14 protein-coding genes and 2 pseudogenes are annotated in these 18,307 nt (G+C 71.6%); 9 read left to right on the forward strand and 7 right to left on the reverse strand.

All coding sequences use genetic code 11. The annotated features are described in order from the left end of the window. The first annotated feature begins 78 nt into the window (after nucleotides 1-78). The gene (locus ACFU5F_RS05660) at nucleotides 79-522 is read left to right on the forward strand and encodes a Fur family transcriptional regulator (RefSeq protein ID WP_383882396.1); all 444 of its coding nucleotides are present in this window, start codon (nucleotides 79-81) and stop codon (nucleotides 520-522) included. A 24-nt stretch (nucleotides 523-546) separates the two neighbouring features. Beyond that, nucleotides 547-2,763 (forward strand): catalase/peroxidase HPI, encoded by a 2,217-nt coding sequence (gene katG, locus ACFU5F_RS05665; RefSeq protein WP_383882399.1) that lies wholly within the window; start codon nucleotides 547-549, stop codon nucleotides 2,761-2,763. A gap of 241 nt (nucleotides 2,764-3,004) precedes the next feature. Here katG and ACFU5F_RS05670 read toward each other — a convergent pair whose 3' ends face one another. After that, entirely contained in the window at nucleotides 3,005-3,781 is a 777-nt protein-coding gene (locus ACFU5F_RS05670) for an SDR family oxidoreductase (protein WP_383882402.1), read from the reverse strand. Between the two features lie 82 nt (nucleotides 3,782-3,863). After that, nucleotides 3,864-4,631, reverse strand: coding sequence for an IclR family transcriptional regulator (locus ACFU5F_RS05675; protein ID WP_383882405.1), 768 nt, complete (start codon nucleotides 4,629-4,631; stop codon nucleotides 3,864-3,866). A gap of 126 nt (nucleotides 4,632-4,757) precedes the next feature. Here ACFU5F_RS05675 and ACFU5F_RS05680 point away from each other — a divergent pair, with 126 nt between their 5' ends. Together ACFU5F_RS05680 and ACFU5F_RS05685 are read left to right on the forward strand one after the other, a co-directional pair. Beyond that, on the forward strand, nucleotides 4,758-5,531 hold the full coding sequence (locus tag ACFU5F_RS05680; protein WP_383882408.1) for an SDR family oxidoreductase: 774 nt from the start codon (nucleotides 4,758-4,760) through the stop codon (nucleotides 5,529-5,531). Nucleotides 5,532-5,557: 26 nt separating this feature from the next. Next, nucleotides 5,558-6,598 carry an L-idonate 5-dehydrogenase gene (locus ACFU5F_RS05685; RefSeq protein WP_383882411.1) on the forward strand — a complete coding sequence of 347 codons (1,041 nt, stop codon included), beginning with the start codon at nucleotides 5,558-5,560 and terminating at the stop codon, nucleotides 6,596-6,598. 7 nt (nucleotides 6,599-6,605) lie between these two features. On the opposite strand, the gene ACFU5F_RS05690 is transcribed toward ACFU5F_RS05685, so the two are convergent. Together ACFU5F_RS05690 and ACFU5F_RS05695 are read right to left on the reverse strand one after the other, a co-directional pair. Further along, nucleotides 6,606-8,816 carry an alpha-L-fucosidase gene (locus ACFU5F_RS05690; RefSeq protein WP_383882414.1) on the reverse strand — a complete coding sequence of 737 codons (2,211 nt, stop codon included), beginning with the start codon at nucleotides 8,814-8,816 and terminating at the stop codon, nucleotides 6,606-6,608. A gap of 154 nt (nucleotides 8,817-8,970) precedes the next feature. Continuing rightward, the gene (locus ACFU5F_RS05695; protein ID WP_383882417.1) at nucleotides 8,971-10,071 is read right to left on the reverse strand and encodes a Gfo/Idh/MocA family protein; all 1,101 of its coding nucleotides are present in this window, start codon (nucleotides 10,069-10,071) and stop codon (nucleotides 8,971-8,973) included. 234 nt (nucleotides 10,072-10,305) lie between these two features. Here ACFU5F_RS05695 and ACFU5F_RS05700 point away from each other — a divergent pair, with 234 nt between their 5' ends. Continuing rightward, nucleotides 10,306-10,971 carry a DUF6215 domain-containing protein gene (locus ACFU5F_RS05700; protein ID WP_383882420.1) on the forward strand — a complete coding sequence of 222 codons (666 nt, stop codon included), beginning with the start codon at nucleotides 10,306-10,308 and terminating at the stop codon, nucleotides 10,969-10,971. A 281-nt stretch (nucleotides 10,972-11,252) separates the two neighbouring features. On the opposite strand, the pseudogene ACFU5F_RS05705 reads toward ACFU5F_RS05700, so the two are convergent. Next, a pseudogene (locus ACFU5F_RS05705) lies at nucleotides 11,253-12,118 on the reverse strand (helix-turn-helix domain-containing protein). A gap of 153 nt (nucleotides 12,119-12,271) precedes the next feature. On the opposite strand from ACFU5F_RS05705, the pseudogene ACFU5F_RS05710 reads away from it, so the two are divergent. Further along, nucleotides 12,272-13,027 (forward strand): annotated as a pseudogene (locus ACFU5F_RS05710) (sigma factor-like helix-turn-helix DNA-binding protein); the annotation flags it as partial. 148 nt (nucleotides 13,028-13,175) lie between these two features. On the opposite strand, the gene ACFU5F_RS05715 reads toward ACFU5F_RS05710, so the two are convergent. Further along, on the reverse strand, nucleotides 13,176-14,480 hold the full coding sequence (locus ACFU5F_RS05715; RefSeq protein ID WP_383882423.1) for a cytochrome P450: 1,305 nt from the start codon (nucleotides 14,478-14,480) through the stop codon (nucleotides 13,176-13,178). A gap of 20 nt (nucleotides 14,481-14,500) precedes the next feature. Further along, nucleotides 14,501-15,856, reverse strand: a complete 1,356-nt coding sequence (locus tag ACFU5F_RS05720; protein WP_383882426.1) for a glutamine synthetase family protein — start codon at nucleotides 15,854-15,856, stop codon at nucleotides 14,501-14,503. A 212-nt stretch (nucleotides 15,857-16,068) separates the two neighbouring features. Here ACFU5F_RS05720 and ACFU5F_RS05725 point away from each other — a divergent pair, with 212 nt between their 5' ends. From ACFU5F_RS05725 to ACFU5F_RS05735, 3 genes are read left to right on the forward strand one after another with little or no spacing between them, the layout of a single operon-like run. After that, entirely contained in the window at nucleotides 16,069-16,257 is a 189-nt protein-coding gene (locus ACFU5F_RS05725; RefSeq protein WP_012998879.1) for a ferredoxin, read from the forward strand. A 5-nt stretch (nucleotides 16,258-16,262) separates the two neighbouring features. Continuing rightward, on the forward strand, nucleotides 16,263-17,453 hold the full coding sequence (locus ACFU5F_RS05730) for an NAD(P)/FAD-dependent oxidoreductase (RefSeq protein WP_383882429.1): 1,191 nt from the start codon (nucleotides 16,263-16,265) through the stop codon (nucleotides 17,451-17,453). 14 nt (nucleotides 17,454-17,467) lie between these two features. Continuing rightward, nucleotides 17,468-18,280, forward strand: coding sequence for an acetoacetate decarboxylase family protein (locus tag ACFU5F_RS05735; RefSeq protein ID WP_383882431.1), 813 nt, complete (start codon nucleotides 17,468-17,470; stop codon nucleotides 18,278-18,280). The last annotated feature ends 27 nt before the right edge of the window (nucleotides 18,281-18,307 follow it).

Below are 18,307 nucleotides of genomic sequence, written 5' to 3' on the forward strand. Positions count from 1 at the left end.
GTGGCCGAAACACCACACTCAAACTTGGGTGGTTCGCTTTCTTGAACTATTCGTGTTTAGGGGGGTAGGTTGGTCCGCATGACCGCATCCCAGCCTCCGAACACCGCCGAGGAGCTGCGCGGTGCCGGCCTGCGGGTGACGGCCGCGCGCGTGGCGCTGCTGGAGACCGTCCGGATCGGCGACCACCTCGGTGTCGAAGCGATCGCCTCAGGGGTGCGCGATCGTGTGGGCCACATATCGCTCCAGGCCGTGTACGAAGCGCTCAACGCTCTGACCAGCGCGGGCCTCGTACGCCGCCTCGAACCACCCGGCAGCCCCGCCCTGTACGAGGGCCGTGTCGGGGACAACCACCACCACCTCGTGTGCCGCAACTGCGGTGTCGTGGTCGACGTCGACTGCGCGGTCGGGCACGCCCCGTGTCTGACCGCCTCCGACGACCGCGGCTTCGCGATCGACGAGGCCGAGGTCATCTACTGGGGCCTGTGTCCCCCCTGTTCCGAAGCCAGCAGTTCAGCACCGTGATCCACCAGTTCCGGAAGGACTCCCATGACTGAGAACCACGACGCGATCGTCACGGACGCGAAGCCCGAGGAAACGGGTGGCTGCCCGGTCGCCCACGGGCGTGCCGCGCACCCGACCCAGGGCGGCGGGAACCGTCAGTGGTGGCCGGAGCGGCTCAACCTGAAGATCCTCGCCAAGGACCCGGTCGTGGCGAACCCCCTCGGCGGGGAGTTCGACTACGCCGAGGCGTTCAACAACCTCGACCTCGCGGCCGTCAAGCAGGACATCGCCGAGGTACTGACCACCTCACAGGACTGGTGGCCGGCCGACTTCGGCAACTACGGCCCGCTGATGATCCGTATGGCCTGGCACAGCGCCGGCACGTACCGCATCCACGACGGCCGCGGCGGTGGCGGCCGCGGTCAGCAGCGCTTCGCGCCGCTGAACAGCTGGCCGGACAACGGCAACCTGGACAAGGCCCGCCGTCTGCTGTGGCCGGTGAAGAAGAAGTACGGCCAGTCCATCTCCTGGGCCGACCTCATGATCCTCACCGGTAACGTCGCCCTGGAGCAGATGGGCTTCGAGACCTTCGGCTTCGCCGGCGGCCGTGCCGACGTCTGGGAGGCCGACGAGGACGTGTACTGGGGTCCCGAGACCACCTGGCTGGACGACCAGCGCTACTCGGGCGACCGCGAGCTGGAGAACCCGCTCGGCGCCGTCCAGATGGGCCTGATCTACGTCAACCCGGAGGGCCCCAACGGCAACCCGGACCCGCTCGCCGCGGCCCGTGACATCCGTGAGACGTTCCGCCGCATGGCGATGAACGACGAGGAGACCGTCGCCCTCATCGCCGGTGGTCACACCTTCGGCAAGACGCACGGCGCCGGCCCCGCGGACAACGTGGGCGACGACCCCGAGGCCGCCTCCATGGAGCAGCAGGGCCTCGGCTGGAAGTCCACCCACGGCACCGGCAAGGGCGGCGACGCCATCACCTCCGGCCTGGAGGTCACCTGGACCGCCACGCCGACCCAGTGGAGCAACGGGTTCTTCAAGAACCTGTTCGAGTACGAGTACGAGCTGTCGGAGTCCCCGGCCGGCGCGAAGCAGTGGGTGGCCAAGGACGCCGAGGCGATCATCCCCGACGCGCACGACGCGTCGAAGAAGCACCTCCCGACGATGCTCACCACCGACCTGTCGCTCCGCTTCGACCCGATCTACGCGGAGATCTCGCGTCGCTTCTACGAGCACCCCGACCAGTTCGCGGACGCCTTCGCCCGCGCCTGGTTCAAGCTCACCCACCGTGACATGGGCCCGAAGTCTCTGTACCTCGGCCCGGAGGTCCCGGCGGAGACCCTGATCTGGCAGGACCCGCTGCCGGCGGCCGAGGGCGAGGTCATCGACGCGGCCGACATCGCGGCGCTCAAGAGCAAGCTGCTCGCCTCGGGCCTGTCGGTCTCGCAGCTGGTGTCCACCGCGTGGGCGTCGGCCTCCACCTTCCGCTCCAGCGACAAGCGCGGCGGCGCCAACGGTGCCCGTATCCGTCTGGAGCCCCAGCGCGGCTGGGAGGTCAACAACCCGGACGACCTGCGTCACGTGCTGAGCGTCCTGGAGGGCGTCCAGGCGGAGTTCAACTCAGGCGCCAAGAAGGTCTCCCTGGCCGACCTGATCGTCCTCGGCGGTGCCGCCGCGGTCGAGAAGGCCGCCAAGGACGCCGGCTACGCGGTCGAGGTTCCCTTCACCCCGGGCCGTGTGGACGCGACCGAGGAGCACACGGACGCCGAGTCGTTCGCCGCGCTGGAGCCGGCGGCCGACGGGTTCCGCAACTACCAGGGCAAGGGCAACCGCCTCCCCGCCGAGTACCTGCTGCTCGACCGGGCGAACCTGCTCTCCCTGAGCGCCCCCGAGCTGACGGTCCTCGTCGGCGGTCTGCGCGTCCTGGGCGCCAACCACGCCCAGTCCTCGCACGGTGTCTTCACCGACACCCCGGGCGTGCTCACCAACGACTTCTTCGTCAACCTGCTCGACCTGGGCACGACCTGGAAGTCCACCTCCGCCGACCAGACCCTCTTCGAGGGCCGTGACGCGGACACCGGCGAGATCAAGTGGACCGGCACCCGTGCCGACCTCGTGTTCGGCTCCAACTCCGAGCTGCGCGCCCTCGCCGAGGTCTACGCGAGCGACGACGCCAAGGAGAAGTTCGTGAAGGACTTCGTCGCGGCTTGGGCCAAGGTCGCCGACCTGGACCGCTTCGACCTCGTCTGATCACTCCCGCTCACGGCGTCCGGGCCGGCCCCTCGTGAGGGGTCGGCCCGGACGTTCTTCGTGGGCGCCGGTCCCCCGTTGTGTGCCGCCTCGCGTGGTCACCCGGGCGTCCCCTCGCGGAACGCACGGTTCGGGGTGACCGTCGGCTGGAGGCGGGTAGGGAGGCGGACGATCGGATCAGCCGGCCGTGGGGCGACGTTCAGGACGGCCGCCGCGGCCGTCACCCCGGTCGCCTCCGCGGTCACGGACCACTGAGCCGGGGCGGGGTGCTCACGGTGGGTGCGATGACCAGTTCCTCGATCACCGTCCGCCCGGGGAGCGTGGCGCACAGCAGGACGGCCCGTGCCACATCCTCCGGGCGCACCATGGCGGCCCGCCGCTCCCGGCTCGGCGGGACGGAGCGGCCGTCGTGGGCGGGGGTGTCGACCTCGCCGGGCAGGATGCAGGTCGCCCGGATGTGTGCGTCCCGGTATGCGGCGCGCAGATAGGCCGTGAAGTTGCGCACGCCCGCCTTCGCCGCTCCGTAGGGGGCACCGCCGAGCGGGGTGGGATGCAGCGCGGCGAGCGAGGAGACGGTGATGACCGTGCCGCCGCCGCGCTCCAGCATGTGCGGGAGGACGGCCCGGGTGAGCAGGTAGACGCCGGTGAGGTTGACGCCCATGACGGCGTTCCACTCGTCCTCGCCGAGTCCGCGGAGGTCGCCCGTCGGGCCGGCGCCGCCCGCGTTGTTGACGAGGACGTCCACGGGGCCGGCGGCCTCCCGGGTCCAGACGGCGAGCTCTCGCATCTCGTCGGCGTCCTCCACACGGGCGGAGCGGGCGAAGGCCGTGCCTCCGGCGTCCGAGACGGCGGCGGCGACCTCGTCGAGGAGGTGCCGACGCCGTCCGACAAGGACCACCCTCGCGCCCTCCCCGGCGAGCATCAGGGCCGTCTCCCGGCCTATTCCGGTGCCCGCGCCGGTGACCAGCGCGGTCCTGCCGTCGAGCGGTTTCGTGCGCCTGCCGTCCGGGTCGCCCATGCCTCAGCCCTCTCCGTCGTGCGCTCTCCGCCGTGAACTCGCCCTCGCTGAAGGGAAGTTCACCGTGGGGAACGAGCGCGGGTCAACGGGCGGGCAGTCGGACCCCCAGCTCGTCCGCCGCCGACCGCAGCAGCGGGACCAGGGCCACGAGATCGTCCACGCTGCGGCGGAAGGCGGGCGCGGCGGTGGACAGGGCGGCGAAGACGGTGCCGTCGGGGCGCAGGATCGGGACGGCCACGGCACGCAGGCCGGGGTGGTGTTCCTCGTCGGCCGTGGCGTAGCCGAGTTCGGCGGCGCGGGCCACGTGGGCGCGCAGGACGTCGCGGTCGGTGACGCTGTTGGGTCCGTGCGGGGTCAGCTCGACGCGGTCCAGGAGGTCGGCGCGGACGTCGTCGGGGGCGAAGGCCATGAGGACCTTGCCCATCGAGGTGCAGTGCAGCGGCCCGTGGCGGCCCGGCTCGCTGCGGACGCCGACCGGGAGGGGGCCGTCCACGTAGTGCACGTACAGATGCCGGGTGCCGTCGAGGACGGACATCAGGGTGGCTTCCTCGGTCCGGCTCGTCACCCGCTGCATCACGGGGAGGGCGGTGCCGGCGAATCCGTAGACCTGTCCGGCCTGCTGCCCGAGCTGGAAGAGGCGCAGTCCCGGCTTGTAGCGCTTGCCGTCGGCCTCGAACTCCACCAGGCCCTCGCGGCGGAGCGAGCCGGCCAGCCGGTGGGCGGTGCTGACGGGGACACCGCTGGCGCGGGCCAGTTCGGACAGGGTGATCCCGTGCGGGTGCTCGCCCACGAGGACGAGCAGCCTGATCGCCCGTCCGACGACGTCCGTGGGTACCTCACTGCCGCTCACGGCGGGCAAGTTACCACTGGATGGAAAGACATCCCGCCGGTTGACAGCGACCACTCCTGCGCTCGACGATACTTTTCCGTTGAGCAGACACATTTTCCACTCAGTGGGAAAACAGGGAGACAGTGCATGACGAGCCACCCCCTCTTCGACATCACCGGAAGCATCGCGCTGGTCACCGGGTCGAGCCGGGGCATCGGCCGGGCGCTGGCCGTCGGCCTGCTGGAGGCCGGGTGCACAGTCGTCCTCAACGGCCGGAACCCCGACGCCCTGGAGAGCACCCGCGCGGAACTGGCCGGATCCTTCGGCGAGGCGGTCCGCGCGGAGGCGTTCGACGTCACCGACTCCGCCGCGGTCGCCGCCTCCGTCACCCGGATCGAGGACCGGGCGGGCCCGATCGACATCCTGGTCAACAACACAGGCGCCCAACGCCGGGCCCCCATCCTCGACTTCACCGACGATGACTGGCAGGCTCTGCTCGACACCAACCTCACGAGCGCCTTCCTCGTGGGCCGCGAGGTCGCCCGCCGGATGGCCCCGCGGGGCCACGGCAAGATCGTCAACATCTGCTCGCTGCAGAGCGAGGCGGTACGCCCCGGTATCGCGCCCTACGCCGCGACCAAGGGCGGTCTGAAGATGCTCACCAAGGGCATGTGCGCCGACCTCGGGCCGCACGGCATCCAGGTCAACGGCATCGGCCCCGGGTACTTCGACACCGAACTCACCTCCGCGCTGGTCGCGGACGAGGAGTTCAGCGCCTGGGTGCGAGGGCGGACCCCCGCCGGCCGCTGGGGCAGGGTGGAGGACCTGGTCGGCGCCCTGCTCTTCCTCTCCTCCCCCGCTTCCGACTTCGTCAACGGGCAACTGCTGTACGTCGACGGCGGCATGCTGTCTGTCCTGTGACCCGGCCGACCCCTCAAGGAGCACCCATGCACGCGTGCGTTGTCCACGGAACCGGCGACCTCCGCGTCGAGGAGCGGCCGTACGACGGTCCCGCGCCCGGTGAGATAGCGGTCGCCGTCGCCCTCGGCGGGATCTGCGGTTCCGATCTGCACTACTACCACCGGGGCAGGGTGGGCGACTTCGCCGTGAGCGAGCCCATGGTGCTGGGCCACGAGGTGGTGGGCCGGGTCGCCGCGCTCGGAGCCGGCGTCGAGGGGCCGGACGCCCCCGCGGTGGGTACGGCCGTCGCTGTCCACCCCGCCACGCCGTGCGGGGTCTGCCCCGAGTGCGCACGCGGCGCGCGCAACGTCTGCGCACACACCCGCTATCTGGGCAGCGCGGCCCACACCCCGCATGTGCAGGGCGGGTTCGCGCAGCACATCACCGTGCCGGCCGGCCAGGTGCGGGAGCTGCCGCCGGGGCTCGGTCTGCGACGAGCCGTGCTCGCCGAGCCGCTGGCGGTGGCGCTGCACGCCGTACGCCGGGCGGGTGCGGTGAGCGGCAGACGGGTGCTGGTCACCGGGGCCGGTCCGATCGGCCTGTTGGTCGTGGCCGCGCTGCGGCACGCGGGCGCCGCCGAGGTCGTCGTCAGCGACCTCCACGCGGAGCCGCTCCGGATCGCCGGAGAGGTCGGCGCCACCGCCACCGTGCGGGCGGACCGGCCCGCCGATCCCGCCTGGGCCGGTGTGTTCGACCTCGCCGTGGAGGCGTCCGGGGCGCCGGCCGGGCTGCGCAGCTGTGTGGAGCGGGTACGGCGGGGCGGCGTCGTGGTGATGCTCGGGCTGCTGCCGCCGGGGGAGATCGGGCTGCTGGGCAATGTCGCGGTCACCCGCGAGCTGGAACTGCGCGGGTCCTTCCGCTTCGACACCGAGTTCGACGAGGCCCTGTCCCTGCTGGCCCAGGGCCTCCCGGTCGACGCGGTCGTCACGCACACCTTCCCGCTGGAGCGGTCCGTCGCCGCGTTCGACACGGCTCAGGACCGCACGGTCGCCTCCAAGGTGCTGCTGGATCTGTCCGGGGAGTGGTGAGGGGGCGTCAGGCCTGGGTCAGCGTCCACAGCAGTCTGGTGCTGGAGCTCCACGTCCACTGCTTGGCGGCCGAACCGGCGGAGACATTGCCCCCGCCGTCGAGGACGAGCCCGGTGGTGCGGTTGGCGAGGGTGTAGCGGCCGTCGCCCCGGTGGGTGATCAGCCAGTGCTGGTCGGTGGAGTTCTTCCACGCCGCCTGCCGGACGGCGGAGCCGTCTGCGGTGGCTCCCCAGCCGTCGGCGACCATGCCGTTGGCCCGGTTCTCCAGCTTGTAGTGGCCGTTGCCGAGGGGGACGGCGTACCACTGCAGGTTGGCGGAGTCGTCCCACGCCCACTGCTTGAGGGGCGAACCGCTCGGCACCGCTCCCCCGCTGTCCAGGGAGAGGCCGTTGACGACGTTGGTGATCCGGAAGCGGGCGGCGGGATCGAGCACGACCCGCAGCGAGGTGATCTTCTCCCGGACCCGGGGGCTGTCGGCGGTGAACGTCCAGGCGGTGCCGGTGAAGTCGTCGGCGGAGTAGCCGACCAGCCGGTGGGCCGGGGCGAGCTTCAACGAGGAGAGCCTGCGCGGCTCGATGCCGGCGAGGGTGAGCTGGTCGGCCGTGTGGTCGCCCAGGGAGAGCACGACGCCGTCGCCGCGGAAGCGCGAGTCCTCGAAGGCCAGCGCTCCCAGGTGCGGCTGGAGCACGGGGATGTCCCCCGAGAAGCGGAATCTGAGGACGTACGCGGGAGCGTCGAAGGGCTTCGCCGGGAGGGTCACCTTCAGCCCGGTCGCCTGCTGGTCCGGGGCGTCGAGGCCGAGGTAGGTACCGGGCTCGGACCCGAGGAGTTCCACCGAGGTGAGCGAGTCCAGGTCGATCCGGTCGGAGCCGAGCGTCTTCAGGGTCAGCGAGTCGCCGGGCCAGCCCAGGACGGTCGCGTAGAGGACGGTGCCCTCCTTGTCGCGGGTGAACCGGATGTCCCGGGCGGTACCGGCGGTGGGCCGGGTGAAGGAGCCGCCGCCCATCTTCGTCGGCCCCTCGCCGTACACGGTCCAGGCCCGGGTGCCGTAGACCGACTCGCCGAACCGCTTCAGGTAGTCGCCCATCCCGAGCAGGATGTCCTTCTGGCCCTGCGGGATGGTGCCGTCGGCCTTCGGCGCGATGTTGAGCAGCACCGTGCCGTTCTTGCTGATCCGATCGACGAACGAGTGCAGCATCTGCGCGAGGGAGTAGTAGCCGATGCCCTCGGTGTAGCACCAGCTGCTGTTGGAGATGCTGTCGTCGGTGAGCCAGTAGGGCGCGGTGATGTCGGCGGGGCCGCCGCGCTCGTAGTCGAAGACCGAACTGTGGGCGTCGAAGCCGTCCTTGTAGGTGGCGACGACCTCCTTGCCCCACTTGTCCGCCTCGTTGAAGTAGTACGACAGGAAGTTCAGGCGCTGCTTCTCGTCGACGTGGTCGAGCCGCCAGTCCTGCCAGAGGATGTCGGGCCGGGACCGGTCGACGACCTCCTTGAGCTTGTCGTACCAGAGCTGGTTCTCGGCCTCCGGGCCGAGCTGCCCGTACAGCTTCTTCAGGCTGGGGTCGGACTGCTCGGGCGCGAACTCGAAGAAGCCGGTGTAGTTGTACGCGTGGTGCATCGCGACCAGCAGCTTCAGGTCCTTCGCCCGGACGGCGTCGGTGAACAGCTCCAGCAGGTCCAGTTTCGGGCCCTTGTCCACGGAGTTCCACTCGTTGACCCGGCTGTCCCACATCGAGTAACCGTCGTGGTGCTCGGCGACCGGCCCGGCGAACCGCGCGCCCGCGTCGACGAACAGCTGGACCCATTCCTCCGGGTCGAAGTTCCCGCCGGCCGACTTGAGCTTCGGCGCGAACTCCGTGTGGTGGCCCGCGAGATCGTCGGCCCCGTCGATGAAGTGGTGGTACTGCCACCGGGCCGGGTCGCCATAGGTGTCGATGTGGTGCTTGTTCGCCTTGTGGCCCGCCATGTACATGTTGCGCGGGTACCACTCGCTGTCGTAGGCCGGAACGCTGAACGCGCCCCAGTGGAAGTAGATGCCGAACTTCGCGTCCCGGAACCACTCGGGGGCGGCGGTGTGTCTGTTCACGGATTCCCAGGTGGGCTTGGTCTTGGAGGCGGCCAGGGCGCTCCCGGCCGCGAACACGTCGGTGGCGGCGGTGGCGACGACGACGGCCGTGGCACCCGTCAGGAGCCTACGCCTGCTGATCGATTGCGACATACGCACGAACGTCAGGCATGCGGACCGCCACTGTCAACGATCGCGCAGGGATGAATGTTACTGCAGGGGACGGCAGTTGCGTGCTTTTTCGGGATGTAAGCCTACTTTGACCGATGGAAACATCACATGTCTCTGCCGTCGGGTAGGGCCGCGTTCAGTAGTGGAGAGCGGGGCGTTCGACGAGGTCCACCTCGACGCGGACGCCCTCCCGCTGGGCGCGGACGCCCGCCTCGGAGATCGCGGCGACGGCGTATCCGTCCCAGATGCCGGGTCCGGTGACCTCGCCGCGGCGGGTGGCGTCCACCCAGGCCTGCACCTGACGGTCGTAGGCGTCCTCGAAGCGTTCGAGGTAGCCCGGCGTGACCGTGCCGCCCCAGCGTCCGGCCGTGTTGACGAGCATGTCGTGGCCGTCACCGATGCGTGCCGTGCCGTTCTCGCAGACCACCTCGGCCTGCACCTGGTAGCCGTAGCGGGCGGTGAGGAAGATCTCGACATCGACGACGGCGCCCCCGTCGGTCTCGAACACGACGAACTGCGGGTCGCTCAGACCCTCGGGGGCGTGGGCGGACGGCCGGGGCCGCAGCACGGTGACGGCGGTGATCTCCTGGCCGAGCAGCCAGCGGGTGACGTCCATCTCGTGGGCGACGGAGTCGTTGATCGCCATCGCGTCGGTGAATCCGGGCGGTGACTCGGCGTTGCGGTGCCGGTGGTGCAGCAGCAGCGGCCGGCCCAGCTCCCCGCTGTCCAGCAGGGACTTGAGCGCGAGGTACTCCCGGTCGTAGCGGCGCATGAACCCGACCTGCACCCGGCGGTGTCCGAGCCGCCGCTCGGCCTCCAGCAGCCGCAGGGCGGAGGCGGGGTCCGGGGTGAGGGGCTTCTCGCACAGGACGGGCAGGTCGTGCGCGAAGGCGGTGAGCAGGGCCGCCTCATGGGCGGGCCCCGGGGAGGCGACGAGGACGGCGTCGACCCCCGGCGCGGCCAGCGCCTCCGCCGTGTCGGCGTAGGCCGCGCATCCCTCGACTCCGGCGGCGACCGCCTCGGCGCGGTCGGTGTCGAGGTCGACCACGGCGGCCACATGGGCGCCGCTGATCACCTCGGTGAGCCGGCGCACATGGTCGGCGCCCATCCGGCCGGTGCCGACGACGGCGACGCCGAGCGACGCTGAGCGCGCGCCGCGGGCGCCGCGGGCGCCGACTGCGCCGGACCGAGCGCCGGCTGAGTCCGGCCGGGAAGCGGGTGAGCCCTGCGGGGACATGACGTTCCCCTCCTTCGTGTCCGGACGGATCCCGTACGCGGAATTCCGTTCTCCCTCGGTCCGGTCACAGGTTAGGCTCCCCCGGCACACGGGGGACGTGTGCACATCAAGGCGGGGGCACGGGGGCACATGATCGACGACGTCACCGCTTCCGGAACGGGTGCGAGAGCGGGTGGGCACGCCGGGCCGGGAGCGGCTCCGGGAACGGGGCCCGGAGCGAACCCCCGCAAGGAGATGAGCACGGGGGCGCAGGTGTTCTCGGCGGTGGCGAGCGTCGGGGTGGTCCTGGGCGGTCTGTGGCTGGTCGGGGACTTCCTCGGCGACACGCCCGGCACCGTGGGACCGGCCGCCTGCTCGTCCTCGGACGACGCCTCGCGGGCCCCGCGGGGCACCGTCTCCGGTGCGCGGCTCTGCACGGCACTGAACCGCGCGGACCTGCCCGAACTTCTCGGTACACCGACCGAGCAGGCGGTCAGCGCGTCGGGCGGGGACAGCGAGTCGAAGTGGGCCGACGGCACCAGGACCGTCACTCCCGAGGCGACCGTCGAGCTGGACACCTACACCGTGAAGCTGTCGGCGTCCTTCGACGATCTCCCGGTGGCCGAGTCGGAGGACTACCTGGGCGCCGACGCCGAGAGCAGAACCGTCCTGGGACACCGGGCGGTCCTCTATTCGGGGCAGACCATCTCCGTCTCCTTCAGGCTCGACGGCGGTGACGCGACGTCCGGCCCCGGCGGTGTCGCCCGCCGGCTGCTGGTCGCGACGGACCCGAAGGACAGCGGCAGCACCTTCGAACTCGTCATCTGGCGCCAGGACTCCCAGAGGCCCGACGACGACGCGCTGTTCCGGGTCGCGGAGAAGGTCCTGCCGAAACTCCAGGGCTGGAAGCCGGCCGGCTGACGGACCCTTGCCTTGCCCCCGGTGCATCCTGCCGGACTGCCGACTCGGCGGAGTGCCGACGAGCGACGCACCCGGGCAGGGCGCCGGTCGCGACCACTCCGGACGCACCGACCCGGGCGGCGTGCGGCCGCGGATCTCACCGCCGCCGAGCCGGCGCGGAACACGCCTGGCGTCGGGCGCGAGCCGGATGCCCGCGCCGATCTCGGTGAACCGGGGCGCCTGCTCGACGGGATCACCTCGCCCCCGGCGCGCGACGACGTGCGGTCGCCGCGCGCCGGCGCTCAGAGCGGGGTCCGCTCCACCGGGATCCACAGCTCCGCGTCCGCCCGGGCCGCGTCGGGCGACAGCCGGGTCCGCAGGATCTCCGGGCCGGGACGGCTGCGGTAGGGGTTGGACGGGAACCACTGGGTGAACACGTCCCGCCACAGGTACTGCAGCGCCTGCGGGAAGGGCCCGGAGTTCTCGAAGACGGCCCAGGTCCCGGCCCGGACGGTGAGTCCTCCAGGTCGTCGGGGACCGCGGCCCGGGTCACCGCCCCGTGGAAGTAGTCGAGTTCGGTTCCCTCCGCCCGGCTGCCGTCGAGATTGTCACTGACGGAGACGACACCCCGCGGTTCCTGGTCCGACAGGCTCTCGATCCGCCGCAGTGTCTCCTGGCCGATGCCCCGGACGAAGTCGGCGATCGCCGGGTTCATCCCCTCGTGCACGAGCGGGACCCTGGTCCCCCTTCCGACCACCCTGAACTCCTCCTTCTCCACGACTCGGTACCGCATGCTCGTGCTCCCTTCGACGACGAGGCGGAAGGACATCCGGGGCTGGGACCGCAGACTCGCCCCGGTCCGCCGGGCCTCCCCCGGGCCGACGCCGTGCAGGGCGCGGAACGCCCGCGCGAACGCCTCCCCGGAGCCGTAGCCGTAGCGCACCGCGATCTCCAGCAGGGTCCGCTCACCGGCCAGCACCTCGGCGCCGGCGACGGTGAGCCGCCGGCGCCGGATGTACTCCGACAGCGGCATGCCCGCGAGCGCGGAGAAGAGGCGTCGCAGGTGGTACTCCGACGTCACCGCGATCCGTGCCAGGTCGGCCACCTCGATCGGCTGATCGAGACGGTCCTCGATGTGCTCCATGGCCTGGTTGAGCCGTTCCAGCACCCCGGTCTCCTTCCTTTCGTCCACCACGTTAGGAAGGAGCCACCCTGCCGCACCCGACATCCCGTGCCCGCTCCGGTCGGGCGCGGGCCAGATCCGGCGTCCGGCCAGGGCGCCCGGCCTCCGGCCAGGGCTCAGCGTCTGGCCAGGGCCAGCACGATCCGTTCGCCCGGTGCCTGGCTGACCACGGCGACCGGCCGTATCTGCCTGGACCTGCTGGGCTCGGCACGGTCCCGCCGCGAACGCCATGTCGGCGCGTGGCTGCCCGAGCCGCTGCCCGACCGCGCCGAGCGGGAGCAGGCCGGCGCCGCCGCCCTCAACGGGTCCGCGGACCCCGCCGACCAGATCCTCCTGGACGAGTCCGTGGCCATGGCCTTCCTCGTCGTCCTGGAGTCGATGACGCCCGCCGAGCGCGTGGCGTTCGTGCTGCACGACGTCTTGCGGTACCCCTTCGCCGAGATCGCGGGCGTGCTCGGCCGGACCCCCGCGGCCTGCAAGCAGCTGGCCGCCTCCGCCCGGCGGCGGGTGGGGGACGTGTCCGCTCCGGCCGCCCCCGTGACGGCGTCCGGCCGGGCCGAGGTGGTGCGCCGGGTCAAGGAGGCGTGGGAGGCCAAGGACATCGCGGCCCTCGTCGCCCTCCTGGACCCGTCCGCCTTGCTGACCGCCGACGGCGGCGGCCTGGTCGGCGCCGTCCTGCGCCCGGTCGAGGGCGGCGCGCGCATCGCGCGCTACCTGGTCGCCCTCGCCGACAGCGCCCTCGGCCTCGAACTCCTGGAGCGGTCGGTCAACGGGGTGCCGGGTCTGGTGGCCCGGCGGGCGGGCGTGGTGATGACGGTGGCGTCGTTCGACGTCCGCGACGGACACGTCACCCGGATCCGGGCGGTCCGCAACCCGGAGAAGCTGCGGCCGTGGACGGGGGTGAACGAGAACCAGGGTCCTCCGACGGATCTCCGTCGAAGGACCCTGGCGCCGCACCGGAGCGCCCCCGGTTCGGCGCCCCCGTCCCACCCGCCCGGCTCGGGCACCGGCGGGCATCTCCCCCACCGGTGCCCGAGGCGGGTCAGGCGAGGGTCACCTCGACCGGCAGCTTCTTGATGCCGTTCACGAAGTTGGAGCGGACGCGCGGCACGTCACCGACGAGGCGGATGTCGGCGAGCCGCGGGATCAGCTCCTCGAACATGATGCGGATCTCCGTGCGGGCCAGCAGGTTGCCCAGGCACAGGTGCGGGCTGCCCTTGCCGAAGGTGACGTGGTCGTTGTCGGCCCGGGCGACGTCGAAGTCGTACGGGTTGCCGAAGACCGCCTCGTCGCGGTTGCCGGAGGCGTACCACATGACGACCTTGTCGCCCTCCTTGACCTGCTTCCCGCCGAGTTCGACGTCACGGGTCGCGGTGCGGCGGAAGTGGTAGACGGGGGAGGCCCAGCGCAGGAACTCCTCGGTCGCCGCCGGGATCAGGGAGGGGTCCTCCTGGAGGCGGGCGAGCTGCTCCGGGTGCTGGAGCAGGGCCAGCATGGAATGGGTGATGGTGTGGCGGGTGGTCTCGTTGCCGGCCACGACCAGGAGCAGGAAGTAGTTGTCGAAGTCCTGCGCGGAGAGCGGGACTCCGTCGCGCGGGGTGGTGTTGACCAGCTTGGACACCAGGTCCGTGCCGTCGCCGCCGCGCCGCTGCCGGGCCAGTTCACGGCCGTACTCGAAGACTTCGAGGGAGGCGGGGGAACGGAACGGCAGGTCGCGGTACTTCTCGCTCTCGGCGCTGTGCAGGAGGACGTCGGCGTAGTCGGGGTCGGTGTTGCCGATGATGCGGTTGCCCCAGTCGATGAGGCGCTGGTTGTCCTCCGGGGGCACGTCGAGCAGCCGGGCGAGGACGTTGATGGGGAAGTCGGCGGAGACGTCGGCGACGAAGTCGAAGGTGCCCTTGGCGAGGGCCGCGTCGAGGGTGCGGGCGGTGAGGCCGCGCAGGAAGTCGGTGTAGCTGTTGATGACGTTCGCGCCGAACTGCCGCTGGATCACGCTGCGCAGGGCGCGGTGGCGGACGCCGTCCAGTTCCAGGATGGAGGCGCGGATCTTGATCTGGTCCTCGTCGACCTCCTCCAGGTTGACGAACCGGGTGGAGGTGAAGGTCTCGGCGTCCCGGTCGACGCGGGCGATGTCGGCGTGCCGGGTCACCGACCAGAAACCGGAGTTGGGGGCCTCCTCGGGCTGCCAGTGCACCGGGTCCTCGTGGCGCAGGGTGTGGAACATGCGCCAGGGGGTGACGCCGTCGGTGAAGTTGTCGAGGTCGGCGAGGTCCACGTCGTCCAGGGGCATGGGCTCCTGGACGGCCTCGCGTACGAGGGCGGGAGGAAGGTGGGCTGAAGTGGTCATGGCGGTGGTTCTCCTGGGCTTCACAGGTGGTAGGCGTACTCGGTGAACTCCCAGTCGGTGACGTGCCGTTGGAAGCGGTCGACCTCATCGCGCTTGTAGGAGAGGTACGAGGTGGTGAAGTCCTTGCCGAGGATCTCGGTGAGGGCGGTGTCCGCCTCCAGCGCGTCCAGGGCGGCGGGCAGGCTGGTCGGCAGCACGGCTGAGCGGGCGGTGTCGTAGCCGTAGCCCTCCAGCGGGGCGGGGGGCTCCTCGCCCGCGCGGACGCCGAGCAGCGCGGCGGCGATCGCGCCGGCGATCAGCAGGTAGGGGTTGGCTCCGGCGTCGCCGAGCCGCAGTTCCAGCCGGGCGCCGGCACCGCGCTCGGGCGGGATGCGGACCATGGCGCTGCGGTTGTCCAGCCCCCAGTCGATCAGCCAGGGCGCGAGGGTGTCGGGGCCGAAGCGCTTGTAGGAGTTGATCGTGGGGTTGGCGAGGGCGGCGAGCGCCGGGGCGTGGGCGAGGACGCCGGCGACGGCGTGCCGGGCGGTGTCGGACAGCCCGTACCGGCCCGCGGGGTCGTCGAAGGCGTTCTGTCCCCGCTCGTCGTCGCAGGACAGGTGGAGGTGGAAGCCGGAGCCTCCGGCGTCGTTGAAGGGCTTGGCCATGAAGGTGGCGAGGCGGCCCTCCCGGCGCGCGAGTTCCTTGACGGCGGCCTTGAAGCGGAAGGAGCGGTCGGCGGCCGAGAGGGCCTCCGAGTGCGTCAGGTTGATCTCGAACTGGCCGCCGTCGAACTCGTGGTTGCCGTTGGTGACCCCGATGCGCAGGTCGCGCAGGTGCCGCAGGGTGCGCAGCAGGTGGTTGTCGGGGTCCGCGCGCAGACCGGCGGTGTAGACGGCGCCGGTGGTGCCCGCGTAGCGCTTGTAGCCGCTGGGTGAGGCGGGGTCCTCGTCGCAGAGGAAGTATTCGAGTTCGGGACCGACCACGGGGCGCAGGCCCTGTTCGGCACAGCGGGCGAGCACCGAGCGCAGCAGGTCGCGCGGCGACTCGGGGGCCGGTACGCCGGTGGCCGGGTCGATGGTCTCGCCGAGACAGACGGCGACGCCGGGCTCCCAGGGCAGGGCGACCAGGGTGTCGAGGTCGGGCCGCACATGGATGTCCGGCAGGCCGGCGTCCAGCCCTCCGGCCACGGGGACGACATCGCCCTGGGGCGAGGTGTGGTAGACAGCCCGGCAGAAGGCGAGACCGTGCTCGCACGCCGTCGGCAGCTGGTCGAGCAGCACGTCGCGGGCCCGGTCGGTGCCGATGAGGTCGGGGTAGGTCACCCGGACCACATCGATGCCCTCTGCGGCCAGCCGCTCCTGGTAATGCCCGACGGCCGGCGTTTCAGATGCGCTCACCGTTGTCTCCTAGACGACTGGGGCCGATTGTTTGATGCCAAACGATAGGAATGTCTCCAGCGGCCCGCAAGGGGTCGGCCTCAAAAAATTATCCACCTGGACAGGTATTGACCAGGGGGTGACGGCTTCCTATGTTGTTTGAAGCCAAACGAGATGCCTCACCGTCGGCTTCCCCACCCCGCCCGACGCCCTGATTCCCAGGAGGACCGGCCATGAAGGTCGTCGTCGACATGAACAAGTGCCAGGACCACGGACAGTGCGTCTTCGCCGCCCCCGACGTCTTCCAGCTCGACGAGAACGGGCACCTGGCCTACGTCAGCGACCCCGACGACGCGCTCCTCGACGAGGTCGAGGAAGCCGCCGACGTCTGCCCCCTCCAGGCCATCCGGATCGAGGGCTGAGCACCATGACCGGACGCGTGGTCGTCGCGGGTGCCTCCATGGCCGGCCTGCGCGCCGCCGAGCAGCTGCGGGCGGCGGGCTGGACCGGGGACGTCACCGTCGTCGGCGACGAGCCGCACATGCCCTACAACCGTCCCCCGCTCTCCAAGGAGGTGCTGGCCGGGAAGGCGCCCTTCGAGTCGCTGGCCTTCCGTCCCCGCGCGAGCGTGGCCGACGTGGAGTGGCGGCTCGGCACGAAGGCCGTCGCCGCGCGCCTCGACGAGCGGAGCGTGGAACTCGACGACGGCTCGACGCTGTCGTACGACGCCCTGGTCGTCGCCACCGGTATGCGGCCCCGCCGGCTCGCCTGCCCCGGCCCGCTCGCGGGCCGCCACACGGTCCGTACGCTGACCGACGCGCAGGGCCTGCGCGAGGAACTGACGCGTCCCGGTGCCCGGGTGGTCGTGATCGGCGCCGGGTTCATCGGCTGCGAGGTCGCCGCCACGGCCGTGGGCCTCGGGGTCGCCGAGGTGACCGTGGTCGATCCGCTGCCGCTGCCCATGGTCGGTCCGCTCGGTGACCTGCTCGGCCGCGCGCTGCTGCGGCGCCACGAGGAGCGCGGGGTGCGGTTCGCGCTCGGTACGGGTGTCGCCGGGTTCGAGGGCGAGGACCGGGTCACGGGTGTGGTGCTCGGCGACGGAACCGTCCTGCCCGCCGACGTGGTGGTGGAGTCGGTCGGCTCGGTCGCCAACGTCGAGTGGCTGGAGGGCAACGGCCTGGACCTGTCCGACGGCGTGCTCACCTGCGAGCAGCTCCGGGTCGGCGGGCGGCCCGACGTGGTCGCCGTCGGCGATGTCGCCCGCTTCCCCAACGCCCGTTACGACGGCGTGCCCCGCCGCGTCGAGCACTGGTCGATCCCCACGGACACCGCCAAGCACGCGGCGAAGGTCCTCACCGGCGCCGAACTGCCCCCCTTCGCACCGCTGCCGACGTTCTGGAGCGACCAGCACGACTTCCGGCTCCAGTCCTTCGGCGCGCCGCTCCTCGGCCGGGACGACGTACGGGTCCTTCAGGGCGATCCCGCCGGGGACGTCCTGGCCGGCTACCACCACGGCGGCCGGCTGGTCGGGGTGGTCGCCCTCGGCGGCCCCGCCACCGTGTCCGCCGCCGCCCGCTACCGCGCCGAACTGCTCCAGCAGCCCGCCCTCACCGCGTAAGGATCCCCCTGACCATGACCAGTGTCCGTGGATACTTCCACCCCAAGACGGCGAGCGGTGCCTCGTCGCTGATCCCGTCGCCGCCGTGGCGCTACTCGGGCGACCTGCTCACCGTCGAGTACCGCACGGATCCCGCGCGCGTGCGTGAACTGCTGCCGCAGCCCCTGGAGTTGGCCGAGGACGACCCCGGCGCGGTCGCGCTGATCTGGGCCGACTGGCAGTCCTGCTCGGCCTCGGGCGCGGAACTGCTCGACCCGGTGCTCTCCCAGTACAAGGAGGCCTTCGCGGTCGTCCGCTGTCAGTACCGGGGTCGGACCTACTCACGGTGCGTCTACATCTGGGTCGACAAGGACTTCGCGATCGCGCGCGGGCTGCACCAGGGGTACCCGAAGAAGCTCGGGTCCATCCACCAGACGCGGCCGCATCCGCTGGGACCCGCGCCGCGCATCGAGGCGGGGGCCCGCTTCGGGGCGACGCTGGCGGCGGCCGACCGGCGACTGGCCCAGACCGTCGTCACCCTGCGGGAGCCGTCGGAGACCAACGGCTTCGTGAACGCCCACCCGATGGCCCACCACCGGTGGCTGCCGTCGATCGAGAAGGGCAAGGGGCTGGCGCTGGACGAGCTGATCGAGACCGGGGCGGCGTCCTTCGAGGGAGGGCAGCCCTGGGTGGGCGAGGCCGAGCTGGCGCTGTTCGAGGCGCCGACGGAGGAGCTGGCCCGGCTGTCGGTCGAGGAGCCGATCGCCGCGTACTACCGGCAGGTGGGCGTGGTGTGGGACGGGGGTCGTCTTCTGGAGTCCGGGACGTCCGAGGCGTCTGCCGAATGAGGTTCGTGGACGGCTGCGGGTTGTACG

The sequence above is a fragment of the Streptomyces sp. NPDC057438 genome (genome assembly GCF_042802995.1).
Lineage (GTDB): Bacteria > Actinomycetota > Actinomycetes > Streptomycetales > Streptomycetaceae > Streptomyces.

What these genes read in the sequence shown, in the direction of transcription:
- ACFU5F_RS05725 (WP_012998879.1), top strand. Translation starts at nt 16,069, where the DNA reads ATGAAGGTCGTCGTCGACATGAACAAGTGCCAGGACCACGGACAGTGC.
- ACFU5F_RS05690 (WP_383882414.1), bottom strand. Translation starts at nt 8,816, where the DNA reads ATGTCGCAATCGATCAGCAGGCGTAGGCTCCTGACGGGTGCCACGGCC.
- katG (WP_383882399.1), top strand. Translation starts at nt 547, where the DNA reads ATGACTGAGAACCACGACGCGATCGTCACGGACGCGAAGCCCGAGGAA.
- ACFU5F_RS05700 (WP_383882420.1), top strand. Translation starts at nt 10,306, where the DNA reads ATGAGCACGGGGGCGCAGGTGTTCTCGGCGGTGGCGAGCGTCGGGGTG.
- ACFU5F_RS05680 (WP_383882408.1), top strand. Translation starts at nt 4,758, where the DNA reads ATGACGAGCCACCCCCTCTTCGACATCACCGGAAGCATCGCGCTGGTC.
- ACFU5F_RS05670 (WP_383882402.1), bottom strand. Translation starts at nt 3,781, where the DNA reads ATGGGCGACCCGGACGGCAGGCGCACGAAACCGCTCGACGGCAGGACC.
- ACFU5F_RS05735 (WP_383882431.1), top strand. Translation starts at nt 17,468, where the DNA reads ATGACCAGTGTCCGTGGATACTTCCACCCCAAGACGGCGAGCGGTGCC.
- ACFU5F_RS05660 (WP_383882396.1), top strand. Translation starts at nt 79, where the DNA reads ATGACCGCATCCCAGCCTCCGAACACCGCCGAGGAGCTGCGCGGTGCC.
- ACFU5F_RS05730 (WP_383882429.1), top strand. Translation starts at nt 16,263, where the DNA reads ATGACCGGACGCGTGGTCGTCGCGGGTGCCTCCATGGCCGGCCTGCGC.
- ACFU5F_RS05685 (WP_383882411.1), top strand. Translation starts at nt 5,558, where the DNA reads ATGCACGCGTGCGTTGTCCACGGAACCGGCGACCTCCGCGTCGAGGAG.
- ACFU5F_RS05695 (WP_383882417.1), bottom strand. Translation starts at nt 10,071, where the DNA reads ATGTCCCCGCAGGGCTCACCCGCTTCCCGGCCGGACTCAGCCGGCGCT.
- ACFU5F_RS05715 (WP_383882423.1), bottom strand. Translation starts at nt 14,480, where the DNA reads ATGACCACTTCAGCCCACCTTCCTCCCGCCCTCGTACGCGAGGCCGTC.